Origin of the sequence: Streptomyces sp. NPDC005808 (assembly GCF_042871385.1) — a bacterium.
Lineage (GTDB): Bacteria > Actinomycetota > Actinomycetes > Streptomycetales > Streptomycetaceae > Streptomyces.
Genome location: NZ_JBIAIK010000012.1, coordinates 1 through 22,797, shown reverse-complemented (window position 1 = coordinate 22,797; position 22,797 = coordinate 1). Strand labels below are relative to the sequence as shown.

The following is a 22,797-nucleotide window of genomic DNA, read 5'->3' as shown; positions in this document are numbered from 1 at the left end:
TTGCACGCTTTAGGCTTGACACCGACCGCCGGGGTCCAACCCGGCCGAGGGACGAGCGATCGTCCCCGGGACAGAACCCCGGCGGGCGGCATCCCAGCAAAGATCACCTGGCGCCGATGAGTAAGGCGTACCAGAACCACTCCACAGGAGGACCCAGTGGCGAAGGCGAAGTTCGAGCGGACTAAGCCGCACGTCAACATCGGCACCATCGGTCACATCGACCACGGTAAGACGACCCTCACGGCCGCCATTACCAAGGTGCTGCACGACGCGTACCCGACCCTGAACGAGGCCTCGGCCTTCGACCAGATCGACAAGGCTCCTGAGGAGCGCCAGCGCGGTATCACGATCTCGATCGCGCACGTCGAGTACCAGACCGAGACGCGTCACTACGCCCACGTCGACTGCCCCGGTCACGCGGACTACATCAAGAACATGATCACGGGTGCGGCGCAGATGGACGGCGCCATCCTCGTGGTCGCGGCCACCGACGGCCCGATGCCGCAGACCAAGGAGCACGTGCTCCTGGCCCGCCAGGTCGGCGTTCCGTACATCGTTGTCGCCCTGAACAAGGCCGACATGGTGGACGACGAGGAGATCCTGGAGCTCGTCGAGCTCGAGGTTCGTGAGCTGCTCTCCGAGTACGAGTTCCCGGGCGACGACCTTCCGGTCGTCAAGGTCTCGGCGCTCAAGGCCCTCGAGGGTGACGCGGAGTGGGGTCAGACCGTCCTCGACCTGATGAAGGCCGTCGACGAGAACATCCCGCAGCCCGAGCGTGACGTCGACAAGCCGTTCCTGATGCCGATCGAGGACGTCTTCACGATCACCGGTCGTGGCACCGTCGTCACCGGTCGTATCGAGCGTGGTGTCCTCAAGGTCAACGAGACCGTCGACATCGTCGGCATCAAGACCGAGAAGACCACCACCACGGTCACCGGCATCGAGATGTTCCGCAAGCTGCTCGACGAGGGCCAGGCCGGTGAGAACGTCGGTCTGCTGCTTCGTGGCATCAAGCGCGAGGACGTCGAGCGCGGCCAGGTCATCATCAAGCCCGGCTCGGTCACCCCGCACACCTCGTTCGAGGCGCAGGCGTACATCCTGTCCAAGGACGAGGGCGGCCGTCACACGCCGTTCTTCAACAACTACCGCCCGCAGTTCTACTTCCGTACCACGGACGTGACCGGCGTCGTGACCCTCCCCGAGGGCACCGAGATGGTCATGCCGGGCGACAACACTGAGATGACCGTTGAGCTCATCCAGCCCGTCGCCATGGAAGAGGGCCTGAAGTTCGCCATCCGTGAGGGTGGCCGGACCGTGGGCGCCGGCCAGGTCGTCAAGATCAACAAGTAGTCCTGCTTGTTGGCTCGATAGCCTGGTAGCTCCTTCAAGAGCTCCGAGAAGGGCCCGTACGACTTCGGTCGTACGGGCCCTTCTGCCGTGCCCGGGGGGTCACCAGCTGACGGGGAGCGCCACTGGTCCGCGGATCATCGTGCGCTGTCTCCAGGGAACCTCGTCGGCGGGGACGGCGAGGCGCAGCCCCGGCAGCCGGTCGAGGAGGGTGTTGATCAGGAGGTCGGTCTGCATGCGGGCGAGGACGGCGCCGGTGCAGTAGTGCGGGCCGTTGCCGTAGGCGAGATGCGCGCTGGTGTCCCGGTCGATGTCGATGCGGTCGGGGTCGGGGAAGACGTCCGGGTCGCGATTGGCGGCGAGGTAGGAGACGTAGACGGGGTCGCCCGCGGTGATCCGTACGCCCTGGATCTCGATGTCCTCCAGGGCGATACGGGCCAGGCCGACCGAGGTGCGGTGTGGGATGAAGCGCACGAGTTCGTCGATGGCGGCGGGGCGCGACTCGGGCCGGCAGCGCAGGCGTTCCAGCAGCTCGGGGTCGGTCAGGATGAGGTAGAGCATCTGGCCGACGTTGTGGGTGACCGCCTCGCCGCCGATCTGCAGCGGGCCGGCGATGCCGATGGCTTCGGCCTCGCTGATCTCACCGCGGCCGACGGCGGCGCCGAGCAGCGAGAGTACGTCCTCGCCTTCGCTCCGGCTTCGCTCACGGATGGCCTCTGCGATATAGCCGTACATCCCGTCCTTGGCGCGCTCGGCGGCCTCGGCGCCGCCCGCGGTGGAGATGATCTGCCGGGTCCAGGCGTGGATCTGCTCCCGGTCGGCTTCGGGAACCCCCATGACCTCGCAGACGACCGCGATGGGGAAGGGTTCGAGGACGCGCTCGATGAGGTCGGCCGGGGGACCGTCGTGGAGTACGGCCTCGACGAGTGCGTCGAGCGTCTCCTGCGCGCGGGGGCGCAGCCGCTTCACGGCTCCCACGGTGTACGCGGCCGCCACCGCCTTGCGCAGCCGGTTGTGGTCGGGCTGGTCGGCGAACGCCAGTGACCCGGGCTTCGGCTTGAAGTGCGGTGCGATACGGGTGACTTGGCGGTCGACGACCTCGGCGCGGCTGAAGCGGGGGTCGTTCGTGATCGCCTTCACGTCCTCGTGGCGGGTCGCCAGCCATGCCCAGCCCTCCCCGTGGGGGAGCCGGATCCGGGTCAGCGGTCCCTCGCGCATCAGCTCCGCGAGCACCGGGTCGAAGTCGGTCGCGTGCAGTTCGCGGGGCGGCCAGTCCCGTACGGGGGGAGGGGGCTGGCTGGTCAGGGTGGTGGTGTCCGTGGTGTCTTCTGCCATGGGTCCACCATCGATCGGCGGGGGGCGGGTGTCGCGTGGGGGTGGTCCAGGTGGAGGTGCGGGACGCCGCCTGGCTTACGTGGCCGGGTACCGGGACCTCTCCGTCGTGCCCTCATCGAGCAAGTGCTGGAGGAACTGTGACTGCCCCGGAACTCCGCTGGTTCAAGAGCGGCTACAGCTACAGCTACAGCAGCTACAGCAGCAGCAACAGCAGTGAGTGCGTCGAGATGGCCACCACCCTCGCAACGATCCGCCTCCGCGACTCCAAGCACACCGAGGGCGCCGCCTCACCTTGGCCCCGACCGCTTGGGCGGACTTCGTGTAGTACGCCTCTGCACATTGACCTAGGGCAGGCGCCCGCTCCTCCTGTAAATTCGCTGATGCGTACGACAGTTACTGAGGCAGGCGTGACGGGGGTTGCGGGGTGGCGGGGAATCGGCCGAGGGACTGGGATGTCCTGGACCTGGACAGGGATCCCACTCCGGGTGATCCGGACCGGGTGCGCGAACTGTCGAAGAATCTGCAGGACTTCGCCGATGATGTCGGGGATGCGCTGCGTCTGATCAAGGGGATGGCGGACGAGGAAGCGGTCCTGCAGTGGGCGGGGAAGTCGGCGAAGGCGTTTCAGGATCAGTTTTCGGGTGTGCCGAAGCAGCTGAGGAAGCTGAAGTCGTCGTACGACATGGCGGGCGGTGCTCTGGCGGCGTACTGGCCGAAGCTGGAGCGTGCGCAGGCCCTGGCCGACCGGGCGTTGGCTGATGGCCGTGCGGCGCAGGCGGACCTGTCGTCGGCCAAGTCCCGTCTGTCGTCGGCTGATTCGTGGGTGACGCGGGCCGGCAAGGAAGCGGACAAGTACCAGGACGATCCGACCGGCAGCAAGAGCGCCGAGAAGCCGGACGAGGCCAAGGTCCGGGCGGCCACCCGGGATGCGCAGCACGCCAAGTCGGCGCAGACGTCGGCCCAGTCGGACGTGTCCTCCGCGCAGAACGCGCTGGATGCGGCGAAGAAGATGGCCGAGGACGCCCGCACCATGCGCGAGGAGGCTGCCCGGGAGGCCAAGAGCAAGATCGATGAGGCGTCGGACGCGGGGATCCGTAACCGGAAGTGGTGGGAGGAGGTCGGGGACTGGTTCTCCGACAACTGGGACACCATCGTCACGGTCTGCAAGGTCGTCGTGGCGGTCGTCGGGATCATCGCGCTGATCATCGGAGGGCCGATTCTCGGTGCGATCGTGCTGATCGCGGCTCTCGTGGTGCTGGCCGACACCCTCAACAAATATGCGAAGGGCCAGGCATCTCTTTGGGATGTGGCGTTCGCGGCGCTGGACTGCATACCCGGCATGAAGGGGCTGACCACCCTCGGCGGACTCGCCAAGGGCCTCAAAGGCGGGGCGGCCGCCCTCAAGGGACTCCGGGGCGGCATGAAGGGCATGGGCCTCGCGGTGCGCGGCCTGGGCAAATCGGCCCGTGGTGCAATCGCGGACGGCGCGAAGGGCGCCTACAACCGGGCCAAGAACGTGGTGCGTTCCAAGGGCAGTGACCCGATCGACATGGCCACCGGTGCAATGTTCCTGCCGGAGACCGACGTCACGCTGGCCGCAAGCCTGCCGCTGGCCTTCACCCGCCGGGCAGCCTCCACCTACCGCACCGGCTGGTGGTTCGGCCCCACCTGGGCCTCCACCATCGATCAGCGCCTCGAAATCGACGAGGACGGCATTGTCTTCGTCACCGAGGACGGGCTGCTTCTCGCCTACGCTCACCCCACCGGCACGCAGCACCCGGTGCTCCCAGAAGCCGGCCCCCGCCACGCTCTGATCCGTCTCGACAACGGCGGTTACCGTGTCGAAGACTCCCTCACCGGGATCGCCCGCCGCTTCGGGCCCCCCGCCGACGGCATCGCCCTGCTGGAGCGAATAACCAACCGCAGCGGCGACACCATTGACTTCGACCACGCCTGCGATGGGACCCCGCTCGCGATCCGGCATTCCGGCGGGTACCACCTCAAGCTGACCACTGCCGAAGGCCGTGTCACGGCCCTCCACCTGGCAGGGGCGGGTGAGGAGAGATCCGACCTCGAACTGCGCCGGTACGAGTACTCCGACGACTGCCTCACCACGGTCATTAACGCCAACGGTGATGTGCTGGGGCTCACCTATGACGAGCGGTATCGCATCACGTCCTGGACCGACCGCAACGGCCGCAGTTACTCCTACGCGTACGACACGGCGGACCGCTGTGTAGCGGAGGGTGGCGAGGCCGGCCACATCGCCATCACCCTCGACTACGACGGCTCCGACCCGGCCTGGCCCGGTGCCAAGATCACCACCGTCACCACCGCCGAGGGCGCCGTCAGCAGGTTCGTCGTCAACGACAACTGCCAGGTCGTCGCGGAGATCGACCCGCTCGGCGGCACAACCCGCACCACCTGGGACGAGCACCACCACCTGACGTCCTGGACGGACCAGCTGGGTCACACCACGGGCAAAACCTACGATGCCCTCGGCCGTTTGATGGACGTCATACGTCCGGACGGCGCGACGGTCAGTCTCATGTACGACGCTCTGGGGAACCCTGTTGCCATCACGGGCAGCGACGGGCACGTCCAGCGCCGGGAGTACGACGCCCGCGGCAATTGCCTCACGATCGTCAAGCCCGGTGGCGCCACGACCCGTTACACCTACGACGATGCCGGTCGCCTGTCCACGGTCACGGATCCCACGGGATACGTCACCCGCGTGCGATGCGACTCGGCTGGTCTGGCCGAACACGTCACCGACCCCCTGGGCGGTGTCACGCGCTACACCCACGACGCCTTCGGTCGGGTGGCGGGCGTCACCGATCCCCTGGGCAACGCGACCCGTATGGAATGGGGTGTGGAGGGTGAACTGCTGTGGCGCATCGGCGCGGACGGGCAGGCGGAGGCGTGGACGTATGACGCCGAGGGCAATCGGATCAGCCACACCGATGCCATGGGGGCCGTGACACGGTTCGAGTACACCCATTTCAACCTGCTTGCGGCGCGGACCGGCCCCGACGACGTCCGCCACGAATTCGAGTACGACCCCTCTCTGCGTCTGCTCGGCGTGAGTCGCCCGGACGGAAAGCGCTGGAGCTATCGGTACGACGACGCGGGGCGGCTCGTATCGGAGACCGATTTCGACGGCCGCACACAGACCTACGGCCGTGACGCCAAGGGCCAGGTCATCCTGCGTGCCAACGCCCTTGGGCAGACGGTTCGCATCACCCGGGACGTGTTCGGGCGCGTAGTCGGCAAGGACGCCGACGGCGCGGTCAGCACGTACACCTATGAGAACGACCGTCTCTGCGCGGCCGAGGGCCCTGACGCGACCGTGACGCTGCGGCGGGATCCGCAAGGCCGTCTGGTCTCGGAGACGATCAACGGCCGGACCATCAGCTTCACCCACGATGCGGCAGGCCGGCCGTTGAGCCGTACCACTCCCAGCGGAGCGACGAGTTCATGGGGCTACGACGGTCGTGGCGACCTCGCCCGGCTGTACACAGCGGGCCGCACCCTCGACTTCGGACATGACGCGGCGGGGCGGCTCCTGTCCCTCGACGTGGACGACGCTCTGTCGCTGACGCGTGCGTACGACGGCCTCGGGAGAGTCATCGCACAGGCGGTCACCACCGGTGAGGGTCGCACGCTGCGCCACCGTTCCTACCGCTACCGCGTGGACGGGCACCTTGTCGGAATCGACGGCCCGAACGGTGAGAGCCGGAGCTTCGACCTGGACACGGCCGGCCGCACGACGGCCGTCCGGGCAGAGGGATGGACGGAGTCCTACACCTACGACGAGGACGGCGCCCAGACGACCGCCGCCTGGCCCGGTCGGCATCCCGGCCAAGCGGCTGTGGGCCGACGCCACACCGAGGGCGCGCGGCTGTTCCGGGCCGGTGACACCCGCTACTCCTACGACGCCCAGGGGCGGGTCGTCCGCCGTCACCGCACGCGCCTCTCGCGCAAGCCCGAGACGTGGACGTACACCTGGGACGCGGAGGACCGGCTTGTCTGCGTCCGCACCCCCGACGGCACACTGTGGCGGTACAGGTACGACCCGATGGGGCGCCGTATCGCCAAACAGCGGATCGGTGCGGACGGCACCACCGTGGTGGAGCAGACCGATTTCACCTGGGACGGCAGCACCCTCTGCGAACAACTCACCACCGACTCCGCGCGCCCGCACTCCGTGGCCCTGTCCTGGGATCACGACGGGCTGCGGCCCATCGCCCAGACCGAACGGCTTCTCACCGCCTCGCGCGAGGAGATCGACGCGCGATTCTTCGCCATTGCCACCGATCTTGCGGGTGCGCCCACCGAACTGGTCGGTGAGGACGGTCGTATCGCCTGGCAGGCGCGGAGCACTCTGTGGGGCGTGACCGCCTGGAACAACGGGAGCAGTGCCTATACACCGCTGCGTTTTCCCGGGCAATACCACGACTCGGAGACAGGACTTCACTACAACGTCCACCGCTACTACGACCCGGAGACGGCTCGTTACGCCACCCCCGACCCGCTGGGTCTCGGTCCCTCCCCCAACCCGTTCCTCTACGTCCTCGACCCCCTGCTCCTGGCCGACCCGCTCGGCCTTTATGAGATCGGGAAACCGGACGCCGCGAGCCAGGCGGGCAACCTGCCGATGCTCGCCGACAAGATCGCCGCACATGGTGACATCAAGAACCGAGGGATTCCGGGTGTCGACGACCTGGACGTCGCGGAGCACCTGGAGGACCTGATGACAAACACGCAGGGAATCCGGATGCGCAGCACCACGTCGGGCAACGCCCGTTTCGCCTGGTGGGACGACGCGACGGGGACGATGCTGATCCGCGAAGGGGACAATGGCACCTTCATGCAGCCCGATGACGGTTACGAGTACTTCCTGAAACAGCTGAAGGAGTGAATGGATTCGTGGGCGAAACGGAGCGCGGCGGGGCTCGGCGGGGCAGCAAACGTGCACCCTACGACGTGTTCTGGGCGGCGCCGGAAAGCAGGGCTGTGTGGGCCGAGTTGCCCGAGCCGGTCCTTGCGGAGATCGCCCGCCTTGATGCGGAGCGGCTGGAGTTGGAGCGGTCGCGCGTCGCACCGCAGTTGCGGGAGAAGATAACGGCTCCCGTGTACTCGGTGGCGGACCGATTCGCGTCCTGGGAGCGCGTGGTGTGCAGGATGGAGCCGGGCTGGTCGAGCGAGGACTTCTATCCCGTCAGCGCCTACGACAACGACCTGGACTCGCGGGACACGCTGGACGACTTGGTGCAGGTGCTTCCCACCGAGGCGCGCGAAGGTGCGCTGGGGCGGCTGCTGGCACGGCTGGACGCACGCTTTCGCGCAGCGAGTGTCCCGGACCCGGAACTCACGCTTCGCCCCTGGGTACGTCCGACCAAGGAGAAGCCCGAGTCCGAGCTCGGGGAGTGGTGGAAGCGCAAGCCGGTGCGCGAGCCCTGGGACTGAGCGGGGCCGGGGCATACGGGAGGGGAGACCGGTCATGGCGTCCGAACGGGCTTGGGAAAGCGGCGAGGGCCTGCTGGGTATCAATGACCCTGCCGAGGTGGACGCCGCGTTCGAACGTGGCGAGGATCATCTCGGTACGGCGGTGATCGGGTTGGCCTTCAACTGTTCGCTGGAGGAGGCGTCGCCTCGGATCATCAGGGCGATGCGGTTGTCGGACCCTGATCAGCGGGGGTTCGCGTTCACCGCGGCGGGTGCCGCGGTTCGCCTCAATGGGGAATTGACGCCGGAGTTGTACGCCGCGCTGCGCGCCGAGGGTTCCGGCGGCTTCGCGGAGAACGCCATCAGGGACACCCTGACCTTTGTGCCGTTCCGGCAACTGCCCCCGTGGTTCAGGTGGCAGATGGTGCGGACAACCGTGCGGGACAAGCTGGAGTACTGGTGGACGCTGTCCGAAAATGCCGTCGGCGACGCCTGGCGGGTCATGCGGGGCCGCCGCCCTTGAGAGCGTGTGTACATCGTCGGCGTCTCGGCCTGGAGGTGGCTTCCATCAATGTCAAGGGAAGTTTGAGTGAACAGTTGGTGTCTTCTTGTTGGACGTTGGGGTAAGGGTCGGGTCGCTGTGTGAGTAATGTTCTTGTCTGGCCGCTGTGGGGTGGTTGGGGCGGCCGTAATCTGAGTCGGCTCGGGGCCGTTCGGTTCTGGGAGTCTTTGTGGGGGTGGGTGTTCATGCGCGGCGCCGCAGGCGGATCGGCGATACCAGTGCGGGGCGCGGGTGGGTTGCAGCAGCCGCTTCCCCCGCTTGCCGAGTCGGACTGGCGGACCGGTGTCGCTGCCTCTGAGCGGCCGGTGCGGCCGCCGACGAGTGGCCGGGACGGGAAGCCCGCCCGGGCACCGCGCCCCAGCACCCGGTTGTACGCCCTCGACGGCATCCGGATAGCCGCAGCGCTCATGGTCGCCGTGCACCACTTCGTCGGTACGAGACGGGTGGACAAGCCGAACAACGTCATCTGGGACCGTCCGGTGTCGGACATCATGCCCAACGTGTTCCACTTCGCCACGTACGGCTGGATCGGCGTCGAGATCTTCTTCGTGATCAGCGGATTCGTGATCTGCATGTCGTGCTGGGGACGCACTCCCCGGCAGTTCTTCGTCTCGCGGGTGATCCGCCTCTACCCGGCGTACTGGTTCGCCGTCCTCTTCACCACCGGCGTGCTGATAGCCCTGCCAGGGGTGTGGGAGCGGCTGAAGTGGCGGGAGATCCTGTTCAACCTCACGATGCTGCAGAACGGTTCGGGTGTGCAGGACGTCGACGGCGTCTACTGGACCCTCTGGTCGGAAGTGCGCTTCTACCTGCTCTTCATGGTGGTCGTCGCGATGGGACTGACGTACCGCAAGGTCATCGTGTTCTGCTGCGTGTGGGGGGCGGCAGCGATGATCGCCCCGGTGTCCGACTTCCGTCCGCTGGTGCTCGTCGCCAACCCCGACGGTGCCTGGTACTTCATCGCGGGCCTCGTCCTCTTCCTCATGCACCGCTTCGGCCAGGACCTGCTGCTGTGGGGCATCCTCGCCATGTGCTGGCTGATGGCCCAGATGGAGCTGGGGCATCGGATCGACACGGTCGAAGGGGTCTCCAGCTGGCGGGGCAGCGTGCTGATCTTCACGGTGTTCCTGCTGTTCATGGTGGGTGTCTCGCTCGGTATGACCGATCGCATCCAGTGGAAGTGGCTCGTCACCGCCGGCACGATGACCTACCCGCTCTATCTGATGCACTACGCGGCCGGTACGACGCTGATCAACCGCTTCCGGGACACCATGGACCCCCGGCTGCTCGTCGCCACCGTGATCGCCGGCTTCCTGCTCCTGAGCTATCTGGTCCACCGCTTGGTGGAGCGCCCCGTGGCGCGGCTGGTGAAGAAGGGGCTGGACGGGTCCTTCGAACGGTTGCGGGAGTTCCGGAGCGCGGCCTGATCCGGTACCGGGCCCCGATCGACCGAGTCTGTGTTTGACCTGCGTCACCTTCGGGGTACGATCCTCGGCTCGATTGGCCAGGCCCATGCCCCGTATGGCAGACTGTCGGAGTTGCTCGGTCGAGCGCCGATGCTGCGCGCCTCCCGTCGGGAGGACCGGAAGCGAGTCCCACAGTACTCGTCGCCCCAACTGCCGTAAGGCAGCGCTGGGGCGGACGTACGGGAATCTTTCGGGAAGTGTCAGCGGGGTGCAGGCCAGGCACCCGGTGGGTGTTCAAGCCCCCGGTCCAGCGGTTGCTTTCGGGCGAGCCGCGTCCCTCGCAGGGAAATCCGTAACGGATATCTATGCGGCAGGAGCGCGACACACCCGACCGCGTGGGTCGGAGGACGGGACGCGAACCCCCGGGTTCCGGAGCGTTTCACTAGACAAAGGACTACTGAGTAGCCATGGCGGGACAGAAGATCCGCATCCGGCTCAAGGCCTACGACCACGAGGTCATCGACTCCTCGGCGAAGAAGATCGTCGAGACGGTGACGCGTACTGGTGCGTCGGTCGCGGGCCCGGTGCCGCTGCCCACTGAGAAGAACGTGTACTGCGTCATCAAGTCGCCGCACAAGTACAAGGACTCGCGCGAGCACTTCGAGATGCGCACGCACAAGCGCCTGATCGACATCCTCGACCCGACGCCCAAGACCGTTGACTCCCTGATGCGACTCGACCTCCCGGCCGGTGTCGACATCGAGATCAAGCTCTAAGGGCCGGTGATCTGAGAATGGCTAAGCAGATCAAGGGCATCCTGGGCGAGAAGCTCGGCATGACGCAGGTGTGGGACGAGAACAACCGTGTTGTTCCCGTCACCGTCGTCAAGGCCGGTCCGAACGTCGTGACCCAGGTCCGTACGAATGACTCCGACGGCTACGAGTCGGTCCAGATCGCCTTCGGCGAGATCGACCCTCGCAAGGTGAACAAGCCCCTCAAGGGTCACTTCGCCAAGGCCGACGTCACCCCCCGCCGCCACCTCGTCGAGATCCGTACCGCTGACGCCAGCGAGTACACCCTCGGCCAGGAGATCACCGCCGAGACCTTCGAGGCCGGCGTCAAGGTGGACGTGACCGGCAAGAGCAAGGGCAAGGGCTTCGCCGGTGTCATGAAGCGCCACAACTTCCGTGGCCTCGGCGCCGGACACGGCGTCCAGCGCAAGCACCGCTCGCCCGGTTCCATCGGTGGCTGTGCCACCCCCGGCCGTGTGTTCAAGGGCATGCGTATGGCGGGCCGTATGGGCAACGAGCGGGTCACCACCCAGAACCTGACCGTTCACGCTGTTGACGCGGAGAAGGGACTGCTCCTCATCAAGGGAGCCATCCCCGGTCCGAACGGCGGCCTCGTCCTGGTCCGTACCGCGGCCAAGGGGGCCTGAGGAACATGACCACCATTGACATTCAGTCGCCCTCCGGCGACAACGCCGGGACCATCGAGCTCCCGGCCGAGATCTTCGACGTAGAGAAGATCAGCATCCCGCTGCTCCACCAGGTCGTCGTCGCACAGCTGGCCGCTGCCCGTCAGGGCACGCACAAGGTCAAGCGTCGTGGCGAGGTCCGCGGTGGTGGCCGCAAGCCTTACCGCCAGAAGGGCACCGGCCGCGCCCGTCAGGGCTCGACCCGCGCGCCCCAGTTCGCCGGCGGTGGCGTCGTACACGGCCCCACCCCGCGTGACTACTCACAGCGGACCCCCAAGAAGATGAAGGCCGCGGCCCTGCGCCACGCCCTCACCGACCGGGCCCGCAACGCTCGCATCCACGTCATCACCGACGTGATCGAGGGCGAGACCATCTCCACCAAGGCCGCGAAGAGCTTCCTCGGCAAGATCTCGGAGCGCAAGAACGTGCTCCTGGTCATCGAGCGCTCCAACGAGGCTGCGCTGCTTTCCGCGCGCAACCTGCCCCAGGTCCACATCCTGGAGCCGGGCCAGCTGAACACGTACGACGTTCTCGTCTCGGACGACGTGGTCTTCACCCAGGCCGCTTTCGAGTCCTTCGTGTCCGGCCCCCAGGCCACTGACACCGAAGGGAGCGAAGCCTGATGGCTACGCGTCACCCGAGCATCGCCTCGAAGGCCGCCAAGGCCAAGAAGGTCGCGCGCGTCGCCAAGGCGAAGCGCCACGAGACCGAGGGCAAGAACACCGTCGAGACGCCGATCAGCAAGTCGTTCACGGACCACCGTGACGTGCTGCTGAAGCCGGTCGTCTCCGAGAAGAGCTACGCGCTGCTCGACGAGGGCAAGTACACCTTCGTCGTGGCGCCGGGCGCCAACAAGACCCAGATCAAGCAGGCCGTCCAGGCGGTCTTCTCGGTCAAGGTCACCGGGGTCAACACGATCAACCGCCAGGGCAAGCGCAAGCGGACCAAGAGCGGTTTCGGTAAGCGTGCTGACACCAAGCGCGCCATCGTGACCCTCGCTGAGGGCGACCGTATCGACATCTTCGGCCAGGCCTCCTAACGGAGCGCCCTGGTCCGAATATCGGACGAGGACTGAGAAATGGGAATCCGCAAGTACAAGCCGACTACGCCGGGCCGCCGTGGCTCCAGCGTCGCCGACTTCGTCGAGGTCACGCGGTCCACGCCGGAGAAGTCGCTGGTTCGCCCCCTGCACAGCAAGGGCGGCCGTAACAATTCCGGTCGTGTGACCGTTCGCCACCAGGGTGGCGGACACAAGCGCGCCTACCGAGTGATCGACTTCCGTCGTCACGACAAGGACGGCGTGCCGGCGAAGGTCGCGCACATCGAGTACGACCCCAACCGCACCGCGCGCATCGCGCTGCTGCACTACGCGGACGGCGAGAAGCGTTACATCCTCGCCCCCCGCAACCTGTCGCAGGGCGACCGCGTCGAGAACGGTCCCGGGGCCGACATCAAGCCGGGCAACAACCTGGCGCTCCGCAACATCCCGGTCGGTACCACGATCCACGCGATCGAGCTCCGTCCGGGTGGCGGCGCCAAGTTCGCCCGCTCCGCCGGCGCCTCGGTGCAGCTGCTCGCGAAGGAGGGCACCATGGCCCACCTCCGCATGCCCTCCGGTGAGATCCGTCTGGTCGACCAGCGCTGCCGCGCCACGGTCGGCGAGGTCGGCAACGCCGAGCAGAGCAACATCAACTGGGGCAAGGCCGGCCGCAAGCGCTGGCTGGGCGTCCGTCCTTCCGTTCGCGGTGTGGCGATGAACCCGGTTGACCACCCGCACGGTGGTGGTGAGGGCAAGACCTCCGGTGGTCGCCACCCGGTCTCCCCGTGGGGTCAGAAGGAGGGTCGTACTCGCTCGCCGAAGAAGGCTTCGAGCAAGTACATCGTCCGCCGCCGCAAGTCGAACAAGAAGCGCTAGGAGCGGGTTTAGATGCCGCGCAGTCTCAAGAAGGGGCCCTTCGTCGACGACCACCTGATCAAGAAGGTGGACGTACAGAACGAAGCCGGCACCAAGAACGTCATCAAGACCTGGTCCCGTCGCTCGATGATCATCCCGGCCATGCTGGGTCACACCATCGCGGTGCACAACGGCAAGACCCACATTCCGGTGTTCGTCACCGAGTCGATGGTCGGCCACAAGCTCGGCGAGTTCTCGCCGACGCGCACCTTCCGGGGTCACGTCAAGGACGACCGGAAGTCGAAGCGCCGCTAACGCGGGGTGGAATCGACCATGACAGACACTGGAAGGACAACCATGGAAGCCAGGGCCCAGGCGCGGTACATCCGCGTTACGCCCATGAAGGCCCGCCGCGTGGTGGACCTTATCCGTGGCATGGATGCCACGGAGGCTCAGGCGGTCCTGCGTTTCGCCCCGCAGGCCGCGAGCGTGCCGGTTGGCAAGGTGCTTGACAGCGCCATCGCCAACGCCGCGCACAACTACGACCACACCGACGCCGGCAGCCTCGTCATCTCTGAGGCGTACGTCGACGAGGGTCCGACCCTGAAGCGGTTCCGGCCGCGTGCCCAGGGCCGTGCCTACCGGATCCGCAAGCGGACCAGCCACATCACCGTGGTCGTCAGCAGCAAGGAAGGAACCCGGTAATGGGCCAGAAGGTTAACCCGCATGGGTTCCGGCTCGGCATCACCACGGACTTCAAGTCCCGTTGGTACGCCGACAAGCTGTACAAGGACTACGTCAAGGAAGACGTCGCCATCCGTCGGATGATGACGTCCGGCATGGAGCGCGCCGGCATCTCGAAGGTTGAGATCGAGCGCACCCGTGACCGCGTGCGGGTGGACATCCACACCGCGCGTCCCGGCATCGTCATCGGCCGCCGTGGCGCCGAGGCCGACCGCATCCGCGGCGACCTCGAGAAGCTCACGGGCAAGCAGGTCCAGCTGAACATCCTCGAGGTCAAGAACCCCGAGACGGACGCTCAGCTGGTTGCTCAGGCCGTTGCCGAGCAGCTGTCCTCCCGCGTCTCCTTCCGTCGCGCCATGCGTAAGAGCATGCAGTCGGCGATGAAGGCCGGCGCCAAGGGCATCAAGATCCAGTGTGGTGGCCGTCTCGGCGGCGCCGAGATGTCCCGCTCGGAGTTCTACCGCGAGGGCCGTGTGCCCCTGCACACCCTCCGTGCGAACGTCGACTACGGCTTCTTCGAGGCCAAGACGACCTTCGGCCGCATCGGTGTGAAGGTCTGGATCTACAAGGGCGACGTCAAGAACATCGCCGAGGTCCGCGCCGAGAACGCCGCTGCCCGTGCGGGTAACCGCCCGGCGCGCGGTGGCGCGGGTGGCGGCGCCGACCGCCCGGCCCGTGGTGGTGGCCGTGGTGGCGAGCGTGGCGGCCGAGGCCGCAAGCCGCAGCAGCAGTCCGCGCCGGCTGCCGAGGCCCCCAAGGCCGACGCTCCCGCCGCCGCTGCCGCTCCGGCTGAGAGCACCGGAACGGAGGCCTGACCGAAATGCTGATCCCCCGTAGGGTCAAGCACCGCAAGCAGCACCACCCGAAGCGCCGTGGTCAGGCCAAGGGCGGTACGCAGGTTTCGTTCGGCGAGTACGGCATTCAGGCCCTCACGCCGGCTTACGTGACCAACCGCCAGATCGAGGCGGCGCGTATTGCTATGACCCGCCACATCAAGCGTGGCGGCAAGGTCTGGATCAACATCTACCCGGACCGCCCGCTGACCAAGAAGCCTGCCGAGACCCGCATGGGTTCCGGTAAGGGTTCGCCCGAGTGGTGGGTCGCGAACGTGCACCCGGGCCGGGTCATGTTCGAACTGTCCTACCCCAACGAGAAGATCGCCCGTGAGGCCCTCACTCGCGCAGCCCACAAGCTGCCGATGAAGTGCCGGATCGTCAAGCGCGAGGCAGGTGAAGCGTGATGTCGGCCGGTACCAAGGCGTCCGAGCTGCGCGAACTGGGTGACGAGGAGCTTCTCGCGAAGCTTCGCGAAGCCAAGGAAGAGCTGTTCAACCTCCGCTTCCAGGCGGCGACCGGTCAGCTCGAGAACCACGGGCGGCTCAAGGCCGTCCGCAAGGACATCGCGCGGATCTACACCCTGATGCGTGAGCGCGAGCTGGGCATCGAGACGGTGGAGAGCGCCTGATGAGTGAGAGCAATGTGACTGAGACCGCTGAGGCTCGTGGCTTCCGCAAGACCCGTGAGGGTCTCGTCGTCAGCGACAAGATGGACAAGACCGTCGTCGTCGCTGTCGAGGACCGCGTCAAGCACGCGCTGTACGGCAAGGTCATCCGCCGTACCAGCAAGCTCAAGGCCCACGACGAGCAGAACGCCGCCGGCGTCGGCGACCGCGTCCTCCTGATGGAGACCCGGCCGCTGTCCTCGACGAAGCGCTGGCGCATCGTCGAGATCCTCGAGAAGGCCAAGTAATTACCTGAGGGGTTTCCCTCAGGTTGGTTCCGCCAGGCTCGGGGCGGGAGCGCCCTAACAGGTGCTCCCGCCCCGGGAACCGGCAGACAATCAGGAGATAGACGTGATCCAGCAGGAGTCGCGACTTCGTGTCGCCGACAACACTGGTGCGAAGGAAATCCTTTGCATCCGTGTGCTCGGTGGCTCCGGTCGCCGCTACGCGGGCATCGGTGACGTCATCGTCGCCACCGTCAAGGACGCGATCCCCGGTGGCAACGTGAAGAAGGGTGACGTCATCAAGGCGGTCATCGTTCGCACCGTCAAGGAGCGCCGCCGTCCGGACGGCTCGTACATCCGCTTCGACGAGAACGCCGCTGTCATTCTCAAGAACGACGGCGACCCTCGTGGCACCCGTATCTTCGGCCCGGTGGGCCGGGAGCTGCGCGAGAAGAAGTTCATGAAGATCATCTCGCTCGCGCCGGAGGTGCTGTAAGCATGAAGATCAAGAAGGGTGACACGGTTCAGGTCATCACCGGCAAGGACAAGGGCAAGCAGGGCAAGGTCATTGCGGCCTACCCCCGCGAGGACCGCGTCCTGGTCGAGGGTGTCAACCGGGTCAAGAAGCACACCAAGGCCGGCCCGACCGCGAAGGGTTCGCAGGCCGGCGGCATCGTCACGACCGAGGCGCCCGTCCACGTCTCCAACGTCCAGCTGGTCGTTGAGAAGGACGGCAACAAGGTCGTCACGCGTGTCGGTTACCGCTTCGACGACGAGGGCAACAAGATCCGCGTTGCCAAGCGGACGGGTGAGGACATCTGATGGCTACCACCACCACTCCGCGTCTCAAGACGAAGTACCGCGAGGAGATCGCGGGCAAGCTGCTTGAAGAGTTCTCCTACGAGAACGTCATGCAGATTCCCGGCCTCGTCAAGATCGTGGTCAACATGGGTGTCGGCGACGCCGCCCGTGACTCGAAGCTCATGGACGGTGCCGTCCGTGACCTGACCACGATCACCGGTCAGAAGCCGGCCGTCACCAAGGCCCGCAAGTCCATCGCGCAGTTCAAGCTGCGTGAAGGTCAGCCGATCGGTGCCCACGTCACGCTCCGTGGCGACCGCATGTGGGAGTTCCTGGACCGCACCCTGTCGCTCGCGCTTCCGCGCATCCGCGACTTCCGTGGTCTGTCCCCCAAGCAGTTCGACGGGCGTGGCAACTACACCTTCGGTCTCACGGAGCAGGTCATGTTCCACGAGATCGACCAGGACAAGATCGACCGCGTCCGGGGTATGGACATCACCGTGGTCACCACGGCGACCAACGACGCCGAAGGCCGTGCCCTTCTCCGTCACCTCGGCTTCCCCTTCAAGGAGGCGTAACCGAGATGGCGAAGAAGGCTCTGATTGCCAAGGCTGCTCGTAAGCCCAAGTTCGGTGTGCGTGCGTACACCCGCTGCCAGCGCTGTGGCCGTCCGCACTCCGTGTACCGCAAGTTCGGCCTGTGCCGCGTCTGCCTTCGTGAGATGGCTCACCGTGGCGAGCTGCCGGGCGTGACCAAGAGCTCCTGGTAATTCCCTAGTTGGGATTACCAGAGGCTCTCGGTAAGCAATGGGTCGGTAAGGTGCCCTGCTCTCCATGGCTTAGGCTAGGAGGGTTGGGCGCCTGCCGCCCGTACGACTTACTACGCCGTAGGTCCCCGCACCGCACCCGTCCCGCCACTGAGTGGGGAGAGGGATGGCGCACTGGAAACCCCGGCGAGAGAGGCCGAAGGCCAATTCATGACCATGACTGATCCCATCGCAGACATGCTTACTCGTCTGCGTAACGCGAACTCGGCGTACCACGACGATGTCGCGATGCCGCACAGCAAGATCAAGTCTCACATCGCGGAGATCCTCCAGCAGGAGGGTTTCATCACCGGCTGGAAGGTCGAGGACGCCGAGGTCGGCAAGAAGCTCGTCCTCGAGCTGAAGTTCGGCCCGAACCGTGAGCGCTCCATCGCGGGCATCAAGCGGATCTCGAAGCCGGGTCTGCGTGTGTACGCGAAGTCCACCTCCCTGCCCAAGGTGCTCGGTGGCCTCGGCGTGGCGATCATCTCCACGTCGCACGGTCTCCTCACCGACAAGCAGGCCGGCAAGAAGGGCGTAGGCGGAGAAGTTCTCGCCTACGTCTGGTAACGGAAGGGAACGGAGGAAACAGCTATGTCGCGTATTGGCAAGCTCCCCATCACGGTTCCCGCCGGCGTGGACGTCACCATCGACGGCCGTACGGTCCAGGTGAAGGGCCCCAAGGGCTCTCTCTCCCACACCGTCGCGGCGCCTATCGAGGTCGCCAAGGGTGAGGACGGCATTCTCAATGTCACCCGCCCGAACGACGAGCGTCAGAACAAGGCCCTGCACGGCCTGTCCCGCACGCTGGTGGCGAACATGATCACCGGCGTGACCCAGGGTTACGTGAAGAAGCTCGAAATCAGCGGTGTCGGTTACCGCGTCCTGGCGAAGGGCTCCAACCTGGAGTTCTCGCTCGGCTACAGCCACTCGATCACGGTCGAGGCGCCCGAGGGCATCTCGTTCAAGGTCGAGAACCCGACGCACTTCTCGGTCGAGGGCATCGACAAGCAGAAGGTCGGAGAGGTTGCGGCCAACATCCGCAAGCTGCGCAAGCCCGACCCGTACAAGGCCAAGGGCGTCAAGTACGAAGGCGAAGTCATCCGCCGCAAGGTCGGAAAGGCGGGTAAGTAAGCCATGGCATACGGTGTCAAGATTGCTAAGGGCGACGCTTACAAGCGTGCTGCCATCAAGCGTCGTCACATCCGGATCCGTAAGCACATCTCGGGTACGGCTGAGCGTCCTCGCCTGGTCGTGACGCGCTCCAACCGCCACATCGTGGCCCAGGTCATCGACGACGTTAAGGGTCACACCCTGGCGTCGGCGTCGACCCTGGACACCACGGTCCGCGGTGCCGAGGGCGACAAGTCCGCGCAGGCCAAGTCGGTCGGGGCCCTGGTCGCCGAGCGCGCCAAGGCCGCCGGTGTCGAGGCTGTCGTATTCGACCGTGGTGGAAACCAGTACGCCGGGCGCATTGCCGCTCTGGCGGACGCCGCCCGCGAAGCCGGACTCAAGTTCTGAGTCGCCCGTCGCGCTAGCGACTTCGGTCGCTGCGTAGCTAGCGGAAAAAGAGAGAGGTAATCCAATGGCTGGACCCCAGCGCCGCGGAAGCGGTGCCGGTGGCGGCGAGCGGCGGGACCGGAAGGGCCGTGACGGCGGCGCTGCTGCCGCCGAGAAGACCGCGTACGTTGAGCGCGTTGTCGCGATCAACCGCGTCGCCAAGGTTGTGAAGGGTGGTCGTCGCTTCAGCTTCACTGCGCTCGTCGTAGTGGGCGATGGTGACGGCACCGTCGGTGTCGGTTACGGCAAGGCCAAGGAGGTGCCGGCCGCGATCGCCAAGGGTGTTGAAGAGGCCAAGAAGCACTTCTTCAAGGTCCCCCGTATCCAGGGCACCATCCCGCACCCGATCACGGGCGAGAAGGCCGCGGGCGTCGTCCTGCTCAAGCCTGCTTCCCCCGGTACCGGCGTTATCGCCGGTGGCCCGGTGCGTGCTGTCCTGGAGTGCGCCGGCGTTCACGACATCCTGTCGAAGTCGCTCGGCTCGTCCAACGCGATCAACATCGTGCACGCGACCGTGGCGGCCCTCAAGGGCCTGCAGCGTCCCGAGGAGATCGCGGCCCGCCGCGGTCTGCCCCTCGAGGACGTCGCCCCCGCGGCTCTGCTCCGTGCGCGTGCGGGAGCGGGTGCGTAATGGCTCGCCTCAAGGTCACGCAGACGAAGTCGTACATCGGCAGCAAGCAGAACCACCGCGACACCCTGCGCTCCCTTGGTCTCAAGGGCATCAACACGCAGGTCGTCAAGGAGGACCGCCCCGAGTTCCGCGGAATGGTGCACACCGTCCGCCACCTCGTGACGGTTGAGGAGGTCGACTGATCATGGCGGAAAACAGCCCGCTCAAGATCCACAACCTCCGTCCCGCCCCGGGCGCCAAGACCGCCAAGACCCGTGTGGGTCGTGGTGAGGCGTCGAAGGGTAAGACGGCCGGTCGTGGTACCAAGGGCACGAAGGCCCGTTACCAGGTTCCGGAGCGCTTCGAGGGTGGCCAGATGCCCCTCCACATGCGTCTCCCGAAGCTCAAGGGCTTCCGGAACCCGTTCAAGACCGAGTACCAGGTCGTGAACCTCGACAAGCTGGCGTCGCTGTACCCGGAGGGTGGCGAGGTCACCGTCGAGGGGCTCGTCGCCAACGGTGCGGTTCGCAAGAACAGCCTCGTCAAGGTCCTCGGCCAGGGCGAGATCTCCGTGGCACTGCAGGTGACGGTTGACGCCGTCTCCGGCTCCGCCAAGGAGAAGATCACCGCCGCCGGCGGTACCGTCACCGAGCTCGTCTGAATTCAGCAGGCGTCTCGATGACTTGAGCGATCCCAGCCGGGGGTGCCCCACAAAAGGGGCATCCCCGGTTGGTCGTTCCTAGGGGGGCAGTGTCGCCGGTAAGGTGGCCTGCGCTGCCGAATTTCGTCCGGTGAGTCCGATGGGAACTCCGGGCGGCCTTTGACTGTTGGTTAGCTGTCAGATATCCGTCGAACCTCAAGACCGTCACCTCTGACGCAGTAGCGCGGGGGTCGCAGGAGGCACCGTGCTCACCGCGTTCGCCCGGGCGTTCAAGACGCCCGACCTGCGCAAGAAGCTGCTCTTCACGCTCGGCATCATCGTGGTCTATCGGGTGGGTACCCACATCCCGATCCCTGGTGTCGACTACTCGAACGTTCAGACCTGTATGGATCAGGCCAGCGGCACTCAAGGCCTGTTCGGGCTGGTCAACATGTTCAGTGGTGGCGCGCTGCTGCAGATCACGATCTTTGCGCTGGGCATCATGCCGTACATCACGGCGAGCATCATCCTCCAGCTGCTGACCGTGGTGATCCCGCGCCTCGAAGCCCTCAAGAAGGAGGGCTCGGCAGGCACGGCGAAGATCACGCAGTACACCCGTTACCTGACCGTGGCGCTGGCCATCCTGCAGGGCACGGGCCTGGTCGCGACCGCGCGGAGCGGCGCGCTGTTCAGCACCTGCTCGGTCGGCAATCAGATCGTGCCCGACCAGTCGATCTTCGTCACCGTCACGATGGTCATCACCATGACCGCCGGTACGGCCATGGTCATGTGGCTGGGCGAGCTCATCACCGACCGCGGCATCGGCAACGGTATGTCGATCCTGATGTTCATCTCGATCGCCGCGACCTTCCCGTCCGCGCTGTGGGCCATCAAGACCCAGGGCACGCTGGCCGACGGCTGGATCGAGTTCGGCACCGTCATCCTGGTCGGCCTGGTCATGGTCGGCCTGGTGGTCTTCGTCGAGCAGGCTCAGCGCCGTATCCCGGTCCAGTACGCGAAGCGCATGATCGGCCGCCGGTCCTACGGCGGCACATCGACGTACATTCCGCTGAAGGTCAACCAGGCAGGCATCATCCCTGTGATCTTCGCCTCGTCGCTGCTCTACATCCCGGCTCTGATCGCCCAGTTCTCCAGCGGAACGTCCAGCTGGAAGACGTGGATCGAGACGAACCTGACCAAGGGTGACCACCCGATCTACATCAGCGTCTACTTCTTGCTGATCGTTTTCTTCGCCTTCTTCTACGTGGCAATCTCCTTCAACCCCGAAGAAGTAGCCGACAACATGAAGAAGTATGGTGGCTTCATCCCGGGCATCCGGGCTGGTCGGCCGACCGCTGAGTACCTGGGATACGTACTCAACCGGATCACCTGGCCAGGTTCGCTGTATCTGGGTCTGATCGCTCTCGTGCCGACGATGGCGTTGGTTGGTTTCGGGGCAAACCAGAACTTCCCGTTCGGTGGCACCAGCATCCTGATCATCGTGGGTGTCGGTCTGGAGACGGTGAAGCAGATTGAGAGCCAGCTCCAGCAGCGCAATTACGAAGGGTTCCTCCGCTGATGCGAATTGTCCTCGTCGGGCCGCCCGGCGCCGGCAAGGGAACGCAGGCCGCGTTCCTCGCCCAGAACCTGTCGATCCCGCACATCTCCACGGGCGACCTGTTCCGCGCCAACATCAGCCGGCAGACGGAACTCGGCAAGCTGGCGAAGTCCTATATGGACAAGGGCGAACTGGTACCGGACGAGGTCACCATCGCGATGGCCAAGGACCGCATGGAACAGCCGGACGCGGAGAACGGCTTCCTGCTCGACGGCTTCCCTCGTAACGTCTCGCAGGCCGAGGCGCTCGACGAGATGCTGAAGAACGAGGGCATGAAGCTCGACGCGGTGCTGGACCTCGAGGTCCCCGAGGGCGAAGTGGTCAAGCGGATCGCCGGCCGTCGCATCTGCCGGAACGACTCGGCGCACGTCTTCCATGTCACGTACAAGCCGCCGAAGCAGGACGGCGTGTGTGACATCTGCGGTGGCGAGCTGTACCAGCGTGACGACGACACCGAGGAGACCGTGCGCAAGCGCCTCGAGGTCTACCACACGCAGACCGAGCCGATCATCGACTACTACCGGGCGCAGAGCCTGGTCGTGACGATCTCCGCGCTCGGCAAGGTGGAGGATGTCACGAGGCGTGCGATGGAGGCGTTGGGCCGGGAGGCCGCGTAGTCTCGCGAGGGCGCGTTAAGCAGTAGAAGAACGTTGCTTCGGGCGGGGGGGGGCGGGGGGGGGGGGGGGGGGCGCGGGGGGGGGGGGGGGGGGGGGGGGGGGGGGGGCGGCGGGCGCGGGCCCCCCCCCCCCCCCCGCCCGGGGGGGGGGGGGCCGGGGGGGGGGGGGGCCCCCCGCGACCCTCCTTCCGGCAGGGACCGGGAGGAGGG

General features: G+C 66.3%; 30 protein-coding genes. 29 read left to right on the top strand and 1 reads right to left on the bottom strand.

From position 1 onward, the window contains the following. Positions 1-156: 156 nt before the first annotated feature. Positions 157-1,350, top strand: coding sequence for an elongation factor Tu (tuf, locus tag ACFYPC_RS24990; protein ID WP_385737194.1), 1,194 nt, complete (start codon positions 157-159; stop codon positions 1,348-1,350). 99 nt (positions 1,351-1,449) lie between these two features. On the opposite strand, the gene ACFYPC_RS24985 is transcribed toward tuf, so the two are convergent. Further along, positions 1,450-2,682 (bottom strand): cytochrome P450, encoded by a 1,233-nt coding sequence (locus ACFYPC_RS24985; RefSeq protein WP_388680133.1) that lies wholly within the window; start codon positions 2,680-2,682, stop codon positions 1,450-1,452. Positions 2,683-2,909: 227 nt separating this feature from the next. Here ACFYPC_RS24985 and ACFYPC_RS24980 point away from each other — a divergent pair, with 227 nt between their 5' ends. The 28 genes from ACFYPC_RS24980 (at position 2,910) to ACFYPC_RS24845 (ending at position 22,588) form a co-directional block, all read left to right on the top strand. Next, entirely contained in the window at positions 2,910-3,245 is a 336-nt protein-coding gene (locus ACFYPC_RS24980) for a hypothetical protein (protein WP_388680661.1), read from the top strand. Continuing rightward, positions 3,140-7,603, top strand: coding sequence for an RHS repeat-associated core domain-containing protein (locus ACFYPC_RS24975; RefSeq protein WP_388680658.1), 4,464 nt, complete (start codon positions 3,140-3,142; stop codon positions 7,601-7,603). Before ACFYPC_RS24980 ends, ACFYPC_RS24975 begins: the two co-directional genes overlap by 106 nt. Before the next feature lie 8 nt (positions 7,604-7,611). After that, positions 7,612-8,151, top strand: coding sequence for a hypothetical protein (locus ACFYPC_RS24970; protein ID WP_388680131.1), 540 nt, complete (start codon positions 7,612-7,614; stop codon positions 8,149-8,151). 34 nt (positions 8,152-8,185) lie between these two features. Beyond that, on the top strand, positions 8,186-8,653 hold the full coding sequence (locus tag ACFYPC_RS24965; RefSeq protein ID WP_388680128.1) for a hypothetical protein: 468 nt from the start codon (positions 8,186-8,188) through the stop codon (positions 8,651-8,653). A 224-nt stretch (positions 8,654-8,877) separates the two neighbouring features. Next, positions 8,878-10,119, top strand: coding sequence for an acyltransferase family protein (locus ACFYPC_RS24960; RefSeq protein WP_388680126.1), 1,242 nt, complete (start codon positions 8,878-8,880; stop codon positions 10,117-10,119). Between the two features lie 446 nt (positions 10,120-10,565). Then, positions 10,566-10,874 (top strand): 30S ribosomal protein S10, encoded by a 309-nt coding sequence (gene rpsJ / locus ACFYPC_RS24955; protein ID WP_003948644.1) that lies wholly within the window; start codon positions 10,566-10,568, stop codon positions 10,872-10,874. 17 nt (positions 10,875-10,891) lie between these two features. Next, entirely contained in the window at positions 10,892-11,536 is a 645-nt protein-coding gene (gene rplC, locus ACFYPC_RS24950) for a 50S ribosomal protein L3 (RefSeq protein WP_383678753.1), read from the top strand. A gap of 5 nt (positions 11,537-11,541) precedes the next feature. Beyond that, positions 11,542-12,198: a 50S ribosomal protein L4 gene (gene rplD, locus ACFYPC_RS24945; RefSeq protein WP_388680123.1), complete on the top strand. Its 657-nt coding sequence runs from the start codon at positions 11,542-11,544 to the stop codon at positions 12,196-12,198. Then, complete coding sequence (gene rplW / locus ACFYPC_RS24940) at positions 12,198-12,614, top strand: 50S ribosomal protein L23 (RefSeq protein WP_388680121.1); 417 nt, start codon at positions 12,198-12,200, stop codon at positions 12,612-12,614. Before rplD ends, rplW begins: the two co-directional genes overlap by 1 nt. Before the next feature lie 39 nt (positions 12,615-12,653). Beyond that, a complete protein-coding gene (gene rplB / locus ACFYPC_RS24935; protein WP_043676819.1) occupies positions 12,654-13,490 on the top strand; it encodes a 50S ribosomal protein L2 in 837 nt (278 codons plus the stop codon). 12 nt (positions 13,491-13,502) lie between these two features. Then, positions 13,503-13,784 (top strand): 30S ribosomal protein S19, encoded by a 282-nt coding sequence (rpsS, locus tag ACFYPC_RS24930; RefSeq protein WP_005481224.1) that lies wholly within the window; start codon positions 13,503-13,505, stop codon positions 13,782-13,784. 42 nt (positions 13,785-13,826) lie between these two features. Then, complete coding sequence (gene rplV, locus ACFYPC_RS24925) at positions 13,827-14,174, top strand: 50S ribosomal protein L22 (protein WP_006604878.1); 348 nt, start codon at positions 13,827-13,829, stop codon at positions 14,172-14,174. Then, the gene (rpsC, locus tag ACFYPC_RS24920) at positions 14,174-15,028 is read left to right on the top strand and encodes a 30S ribosomal protein S3 (protein WP_385737174.1); all 855 of its coding nucleotides are present in this window, start codon (positions 14,174-14,176) and stop codon (positions 15,026-15,028) included. The genes rplV and rpsC overlap by 1 nt, the downstream gene beginning before the upstream one ends. Positions 15,029-15,033: 5 nt before the next feature. Then, entirely contained in the window at positions 15,034-15,453 is a 420-nt protein-coding gene (gene rplP / locus ACFYPC_RS24915) for a 50S ribosomal protein L16 (RefSeq protein ID WP_099500627.1), read from the top strand. Beyond that, on the top strand, positions 15,453-15,677 hold the full coding sequence (gene rpmC / locus ACFYPC_RS24910; protein WP_003998824.1) for a 50S ribosomal protein L29: 225 nt from the start codon (positions 15,453-15,455) through the stop codon (positions 15,675-15,677). Before rplP ends, rpmC begins: the two co-directional genes overlap by 1 nt. Further along, positions 15,677-15,961, top strand: coding sequence for a 30S ribosomal protein S17 (rpsQ, locus tag ACFYPC_RS24905; protein ID WP_327431000.1), 285 nt, complete (start codon positions 15,677-15,679; stop codon positions 15,959-15,961). The genes rpmC and rpsQ overlap by 1 nt, the downstream gene beginning before the upstream one ends. A gap of 103 nt (positions 15,962-16,064) precedes the next feature. Next, entirely contained in the window at positions 16,065-16,433 is a 369-nt protein-coding gene (gene rplN, locus ACFYPC_RS24900; RefSeq protein WP_003992364.1) for a 50S ribosomal protein L14, read from the top strand. 2 nt (positions 16,434-16,435) lie between these two features. Then, positions 16,436-16,759, top strand: coding sequence for a 50S ribosomal protein L24 (gene rplX, locus ACFYPC_RS24895; RefSeq protein ID WP_266455993.1), 324 nt, complete (start codon positions 16,436-16,438; stop codon positions 16,757-16,759). After that, the gene (rplE, locus tag ACFYPC_RS24890) at positions 16,759-17,316 is read left to right on the top strand and encodes a 50S ribosomal protein L5 (RefSeq protein WP_388680113.1); all 558 of its coding nucleotides are present in this window, start codon (positions 16,759-16,761) and stop codon (positions 17,314-17,316) included. Before rplX ends, rplE begins: the two co-directional genes overlap by 1 nt. A 5-nt stretch (positions 17,317-17,321) precedes the next feature. Then, on the top strand, positions 17,322-17,507 hold the full coding sequence (locus ACFYPC_RS24885) for a type Z 30S ribosomal protein S14 (RefSeq protein ID WP_003956452.1): 186 nt from the start codon (positions 17,322-17,324) through the stop codon (positions 17,505-17,507). 207 nt (positions 17,508-17,714) lie between these two features. Continuing rightward, positions 17,715-18,113 (top strand): 30S ribosomal protein S8, encoded by a 399-nt coding sequence (gene rpsH / locus ACFYPC_RS24880; protein ID WP_055614920.1) that lies wholly within the window; start codon positions 17,715-17,717, stop codon positions 18,111-18,113. A 24-nt stretch (positions 18,114-18,137) separates the two neighbouring features. Continuing rightward, entirely contained in the window at positions 18,138-18,677 is a 540-nt protein-coding gene (gene rplF / locus ACFYPC_RS24875) for a 50S ribosomal protein L6 (RefSeq protein ID WP_385737167.1), read from the top strand. Positions 18,678-18,680: 3 nt separating this feature from the next. After that, positions 18,681-19,064: a 50S ribosomal protein L18 gene (rplR, locus tag ACFYPC_RS24870; RefSeq protein WP_168510320.1), complete on the top strand. Its 384-nt coding sequence runs from the start codon at positions 18,681-18,683 to the stop codon at positions 19,062-19,064. Between the two features lie 64 nt (positions 19,065-19,128). After that, entirely contained in the window at positions 19,129-19,734 is a 606-nt protein-coding gene (rpsE, locus tag ACFYPC_RS24865) for a 30S ribosomal protein S5 (RefSeq protein ID WP_006376045.1), read from the top strand. Then, positions 19,734-19,916 (top strand): 50S ribosomal protein L30, encoded by a 183-nt coding sequence (gene rpmD / locus ACFYPC_RS24860; RefSeq protein ID WP_055553514.1) that lies wholly within the window; start codon positions 19,734-19,736, stop codon positions 19,914-19,916. The genes rpsE and rpmD overlap by 1 nt, the downstream gene beginning before the upstream one ends. A gap of 2 nt (positions 19,917-19,918) precedes the next feature. Next, on the top strand, positions 19,919-20,374 hold the full coding sequence (rplO, locus tag ACFYPC_RS24855; protein ID WP_329255929.1) for a 50S ribosomal protein L15: 456 nt from the start codon (positions 19,919-19,921) through the stop codon (positions 20,372-20,374). A gap of 244 nt (positions 20,375-20,618) precedes the next feature. Then, complete coding sequence (gene secY / locus ACFYPC_RS24850) at positions 20,619-21,932, top strand: preprotein translocase subunit SecY (protein ID WP_388680107.1); 1,314 nt, start codon at positions 20,619-20,621, stop codon at positions 21,930-21,932. After that, the gene (locus ACFYPC_RS24845) at positions 21,932-22,588 is read left to right on the top strand and encodes an adenylate kinase (protein ID WP_388680104.1); all 657 of its coding nucleotides are present in this window, start codon (positions 21,932-21,934) and stop codon (positions 22,586-22,588) included. Before secY ends, ACFYPC_RS24845 begins: the two co-directional genes overlap by 1 nt. Positions 22,589-22,797: the final 209 nt, after the last annotated feature.

Excerpts from the sequence above, each read along its gene's own strand:
- rplC (WP_383678753.1), top strand. The coding sequence starts at position 10,892 with ATGGCTAAGCAGATCAAGGGCATCCTGGGCGAGAAGCTCGGCATGACG.
- rpmD (WP_055553514.1), top strand. The coding sequence starts at position 19,734 with ATGGCTCGCCTCAAGGTCACGCAGACGAAGTCGTACATCGGCAGCAAG.
- rplP (WP_099500627.1), top strand. The coding sequence starts at position 15,034 with ATGCTGATCCCCCGTAGGGTCAAGCACCGCAAGCAGCACCACCCGAAG.
- rpsC (WP_385737174.1), top strand. The coding sequence starts at position 14,174 with ATGGGCCAGAAGGTTAACCCGCATGGGTTCCGGCTCGGCATCACCACG.
- ACFYPC_RS24985 (WP_388680133.1), bottom strand. The coding sequence starts at position 2,682 with ATGGCAGAAGACACCACGGACACCACCACCCTGACCAGCCAGCCCCCT.
- rpsS (WP_005481224.1), top strand. The coding sequence starts at position 13,503 with ATGCCGCGCAGTCTCAAGAAGGGGCCCTTCGTCGACGACCACCTGATC.
- rplF (WP_385737167.1), top strand. The coding sequence starts at position 18,138 with ATGTCGCGTATTGGCAAGCTCCCCATCACGGTTCCCGCCGGCGTGGAC.
- rplV (WP_006604878.1), top strand. The coding sequence starts at position 13,827 with ATGGAAGCCAGGGCCCAGGCGCGGTACATCCGCGTTACGCCCATGAAG.
- rplW (WP_388680121.1), top strand. The coding sequence starts at position 12,198 with ATGGCTACGCGTCACCCGAGCATCGCCTCGAAGGCCGCCAAGGCCAAG.
- rpsH (WP_055614920.1), top strand. The coding sequence starts at position 17,715 with ATGACCATGACTGATCCCATCGCAGACATGCTTACTCGTCTGCGTAAC.
- ACFYPC_RS24980 (WP_388680661.1), top strand. The coding sequence starts at position 2,910 with ATGGCCACCACCCTCGCAACGATCCGCCTCCGCGACTCCAAGCACACC.
- ACFYPC_RS24885 (WP_003956452.1), top strand. The coding sequence starts at position 17,322 with ATGGCGAAGAAGGCTCTGATTGCCAAGGCTGCTCGTAAGCCCAAGTTC.
- rplO (WP_329255929.1), top strand. The coding sequence starts at position 19,919 with ATGGCGGAAAACAGCCCGCTCAAGATCCACAACCTCCGTCCCGCCCCG.
- rpmC (WP_003998824.1), top strand. The coding sequence starts at position 15,453 with ATGTCGGCCGGTACCAAGGCGTCCGAGCTGCGCGAACTGGGTGACGAG.
- ACFYPC_RS24965 (WP_388680128.1), top strand. The coding sequence starts at position 8,186 with ATGGCGTCCGAACGGGCTTGGGAAAGCGGCGAGGGCCTGCTGGGTATC.
- rplE (WP_388680113.1), top strand. The coding sequence starts at position 16,759 with ATGGCTACCACCACCACTCCGCGTCTCAAGACGAAGTACCGCGAGGAG.
- ACFYPC_RS24960 (WP_388680126.1), top strand. The coding sequence starts at position 8,878 with ATGCGCGGCGCCGCAGGCGGATCGGCGATACCAGTGCGGGGCGCGGGT.
- rplB (WP_043676819.1), top strand. The coding sequence starts at position 12,654 with ATGGGAATCCGCAAGTACAAGCCGACTACGCCGGGCCGCCGTGGCTCC.
- rplX (WP_266455993.1), top strand. The coding sequence starts at position 16,436 with ATGAAGATCAAGAAGGGTGACACGGTTCAGGTCATCACCGGCAAGGAC.
- rpsQ (WP_327431000.1), top strand. The coding sequence starts at position 15,677 with ATGAGTGAGAGCAATGTGACTGAGACCGCTGAGGCTCGTGGCTTCCGC.
- rplD (WP_388680123.1), top strand. The coding sequence starts at position 11,542 with ATGACCACCATTGACATTCAGTCGCCCTCCGGCGACAACGCCGGGACC.
- rpsE (WP_006376045.1), top strand. The coding sequence starts at position 19,129 with ATGGCTGGACCCCAGCGCCGCGGAAGCGGTGCCGGTGGCGGCGAGCGG.
- ACFYPC_RS24845 (WP_388680104.1), top strand. The coding sequence starts at position 21,932 with ATGCGAATTGTCCTCGTCGGGCCGCCCGGCGCCGGCAAGGGAACGCAG.
- rpsJ (WP_003948644.1), top strand. The coding sequence starts at position 10,566 with ATGGCGGGACAGAAGATCCGCATCCGGCTCAAGGCCTACGACCACGAG.
- rplR (WP_168510320.1), top strand. The coding sequence starts at position 18,681 with ATGGCATACGGTGTCAAGATTGCTAAGGGCGACGCTTACAAGCGTGCT.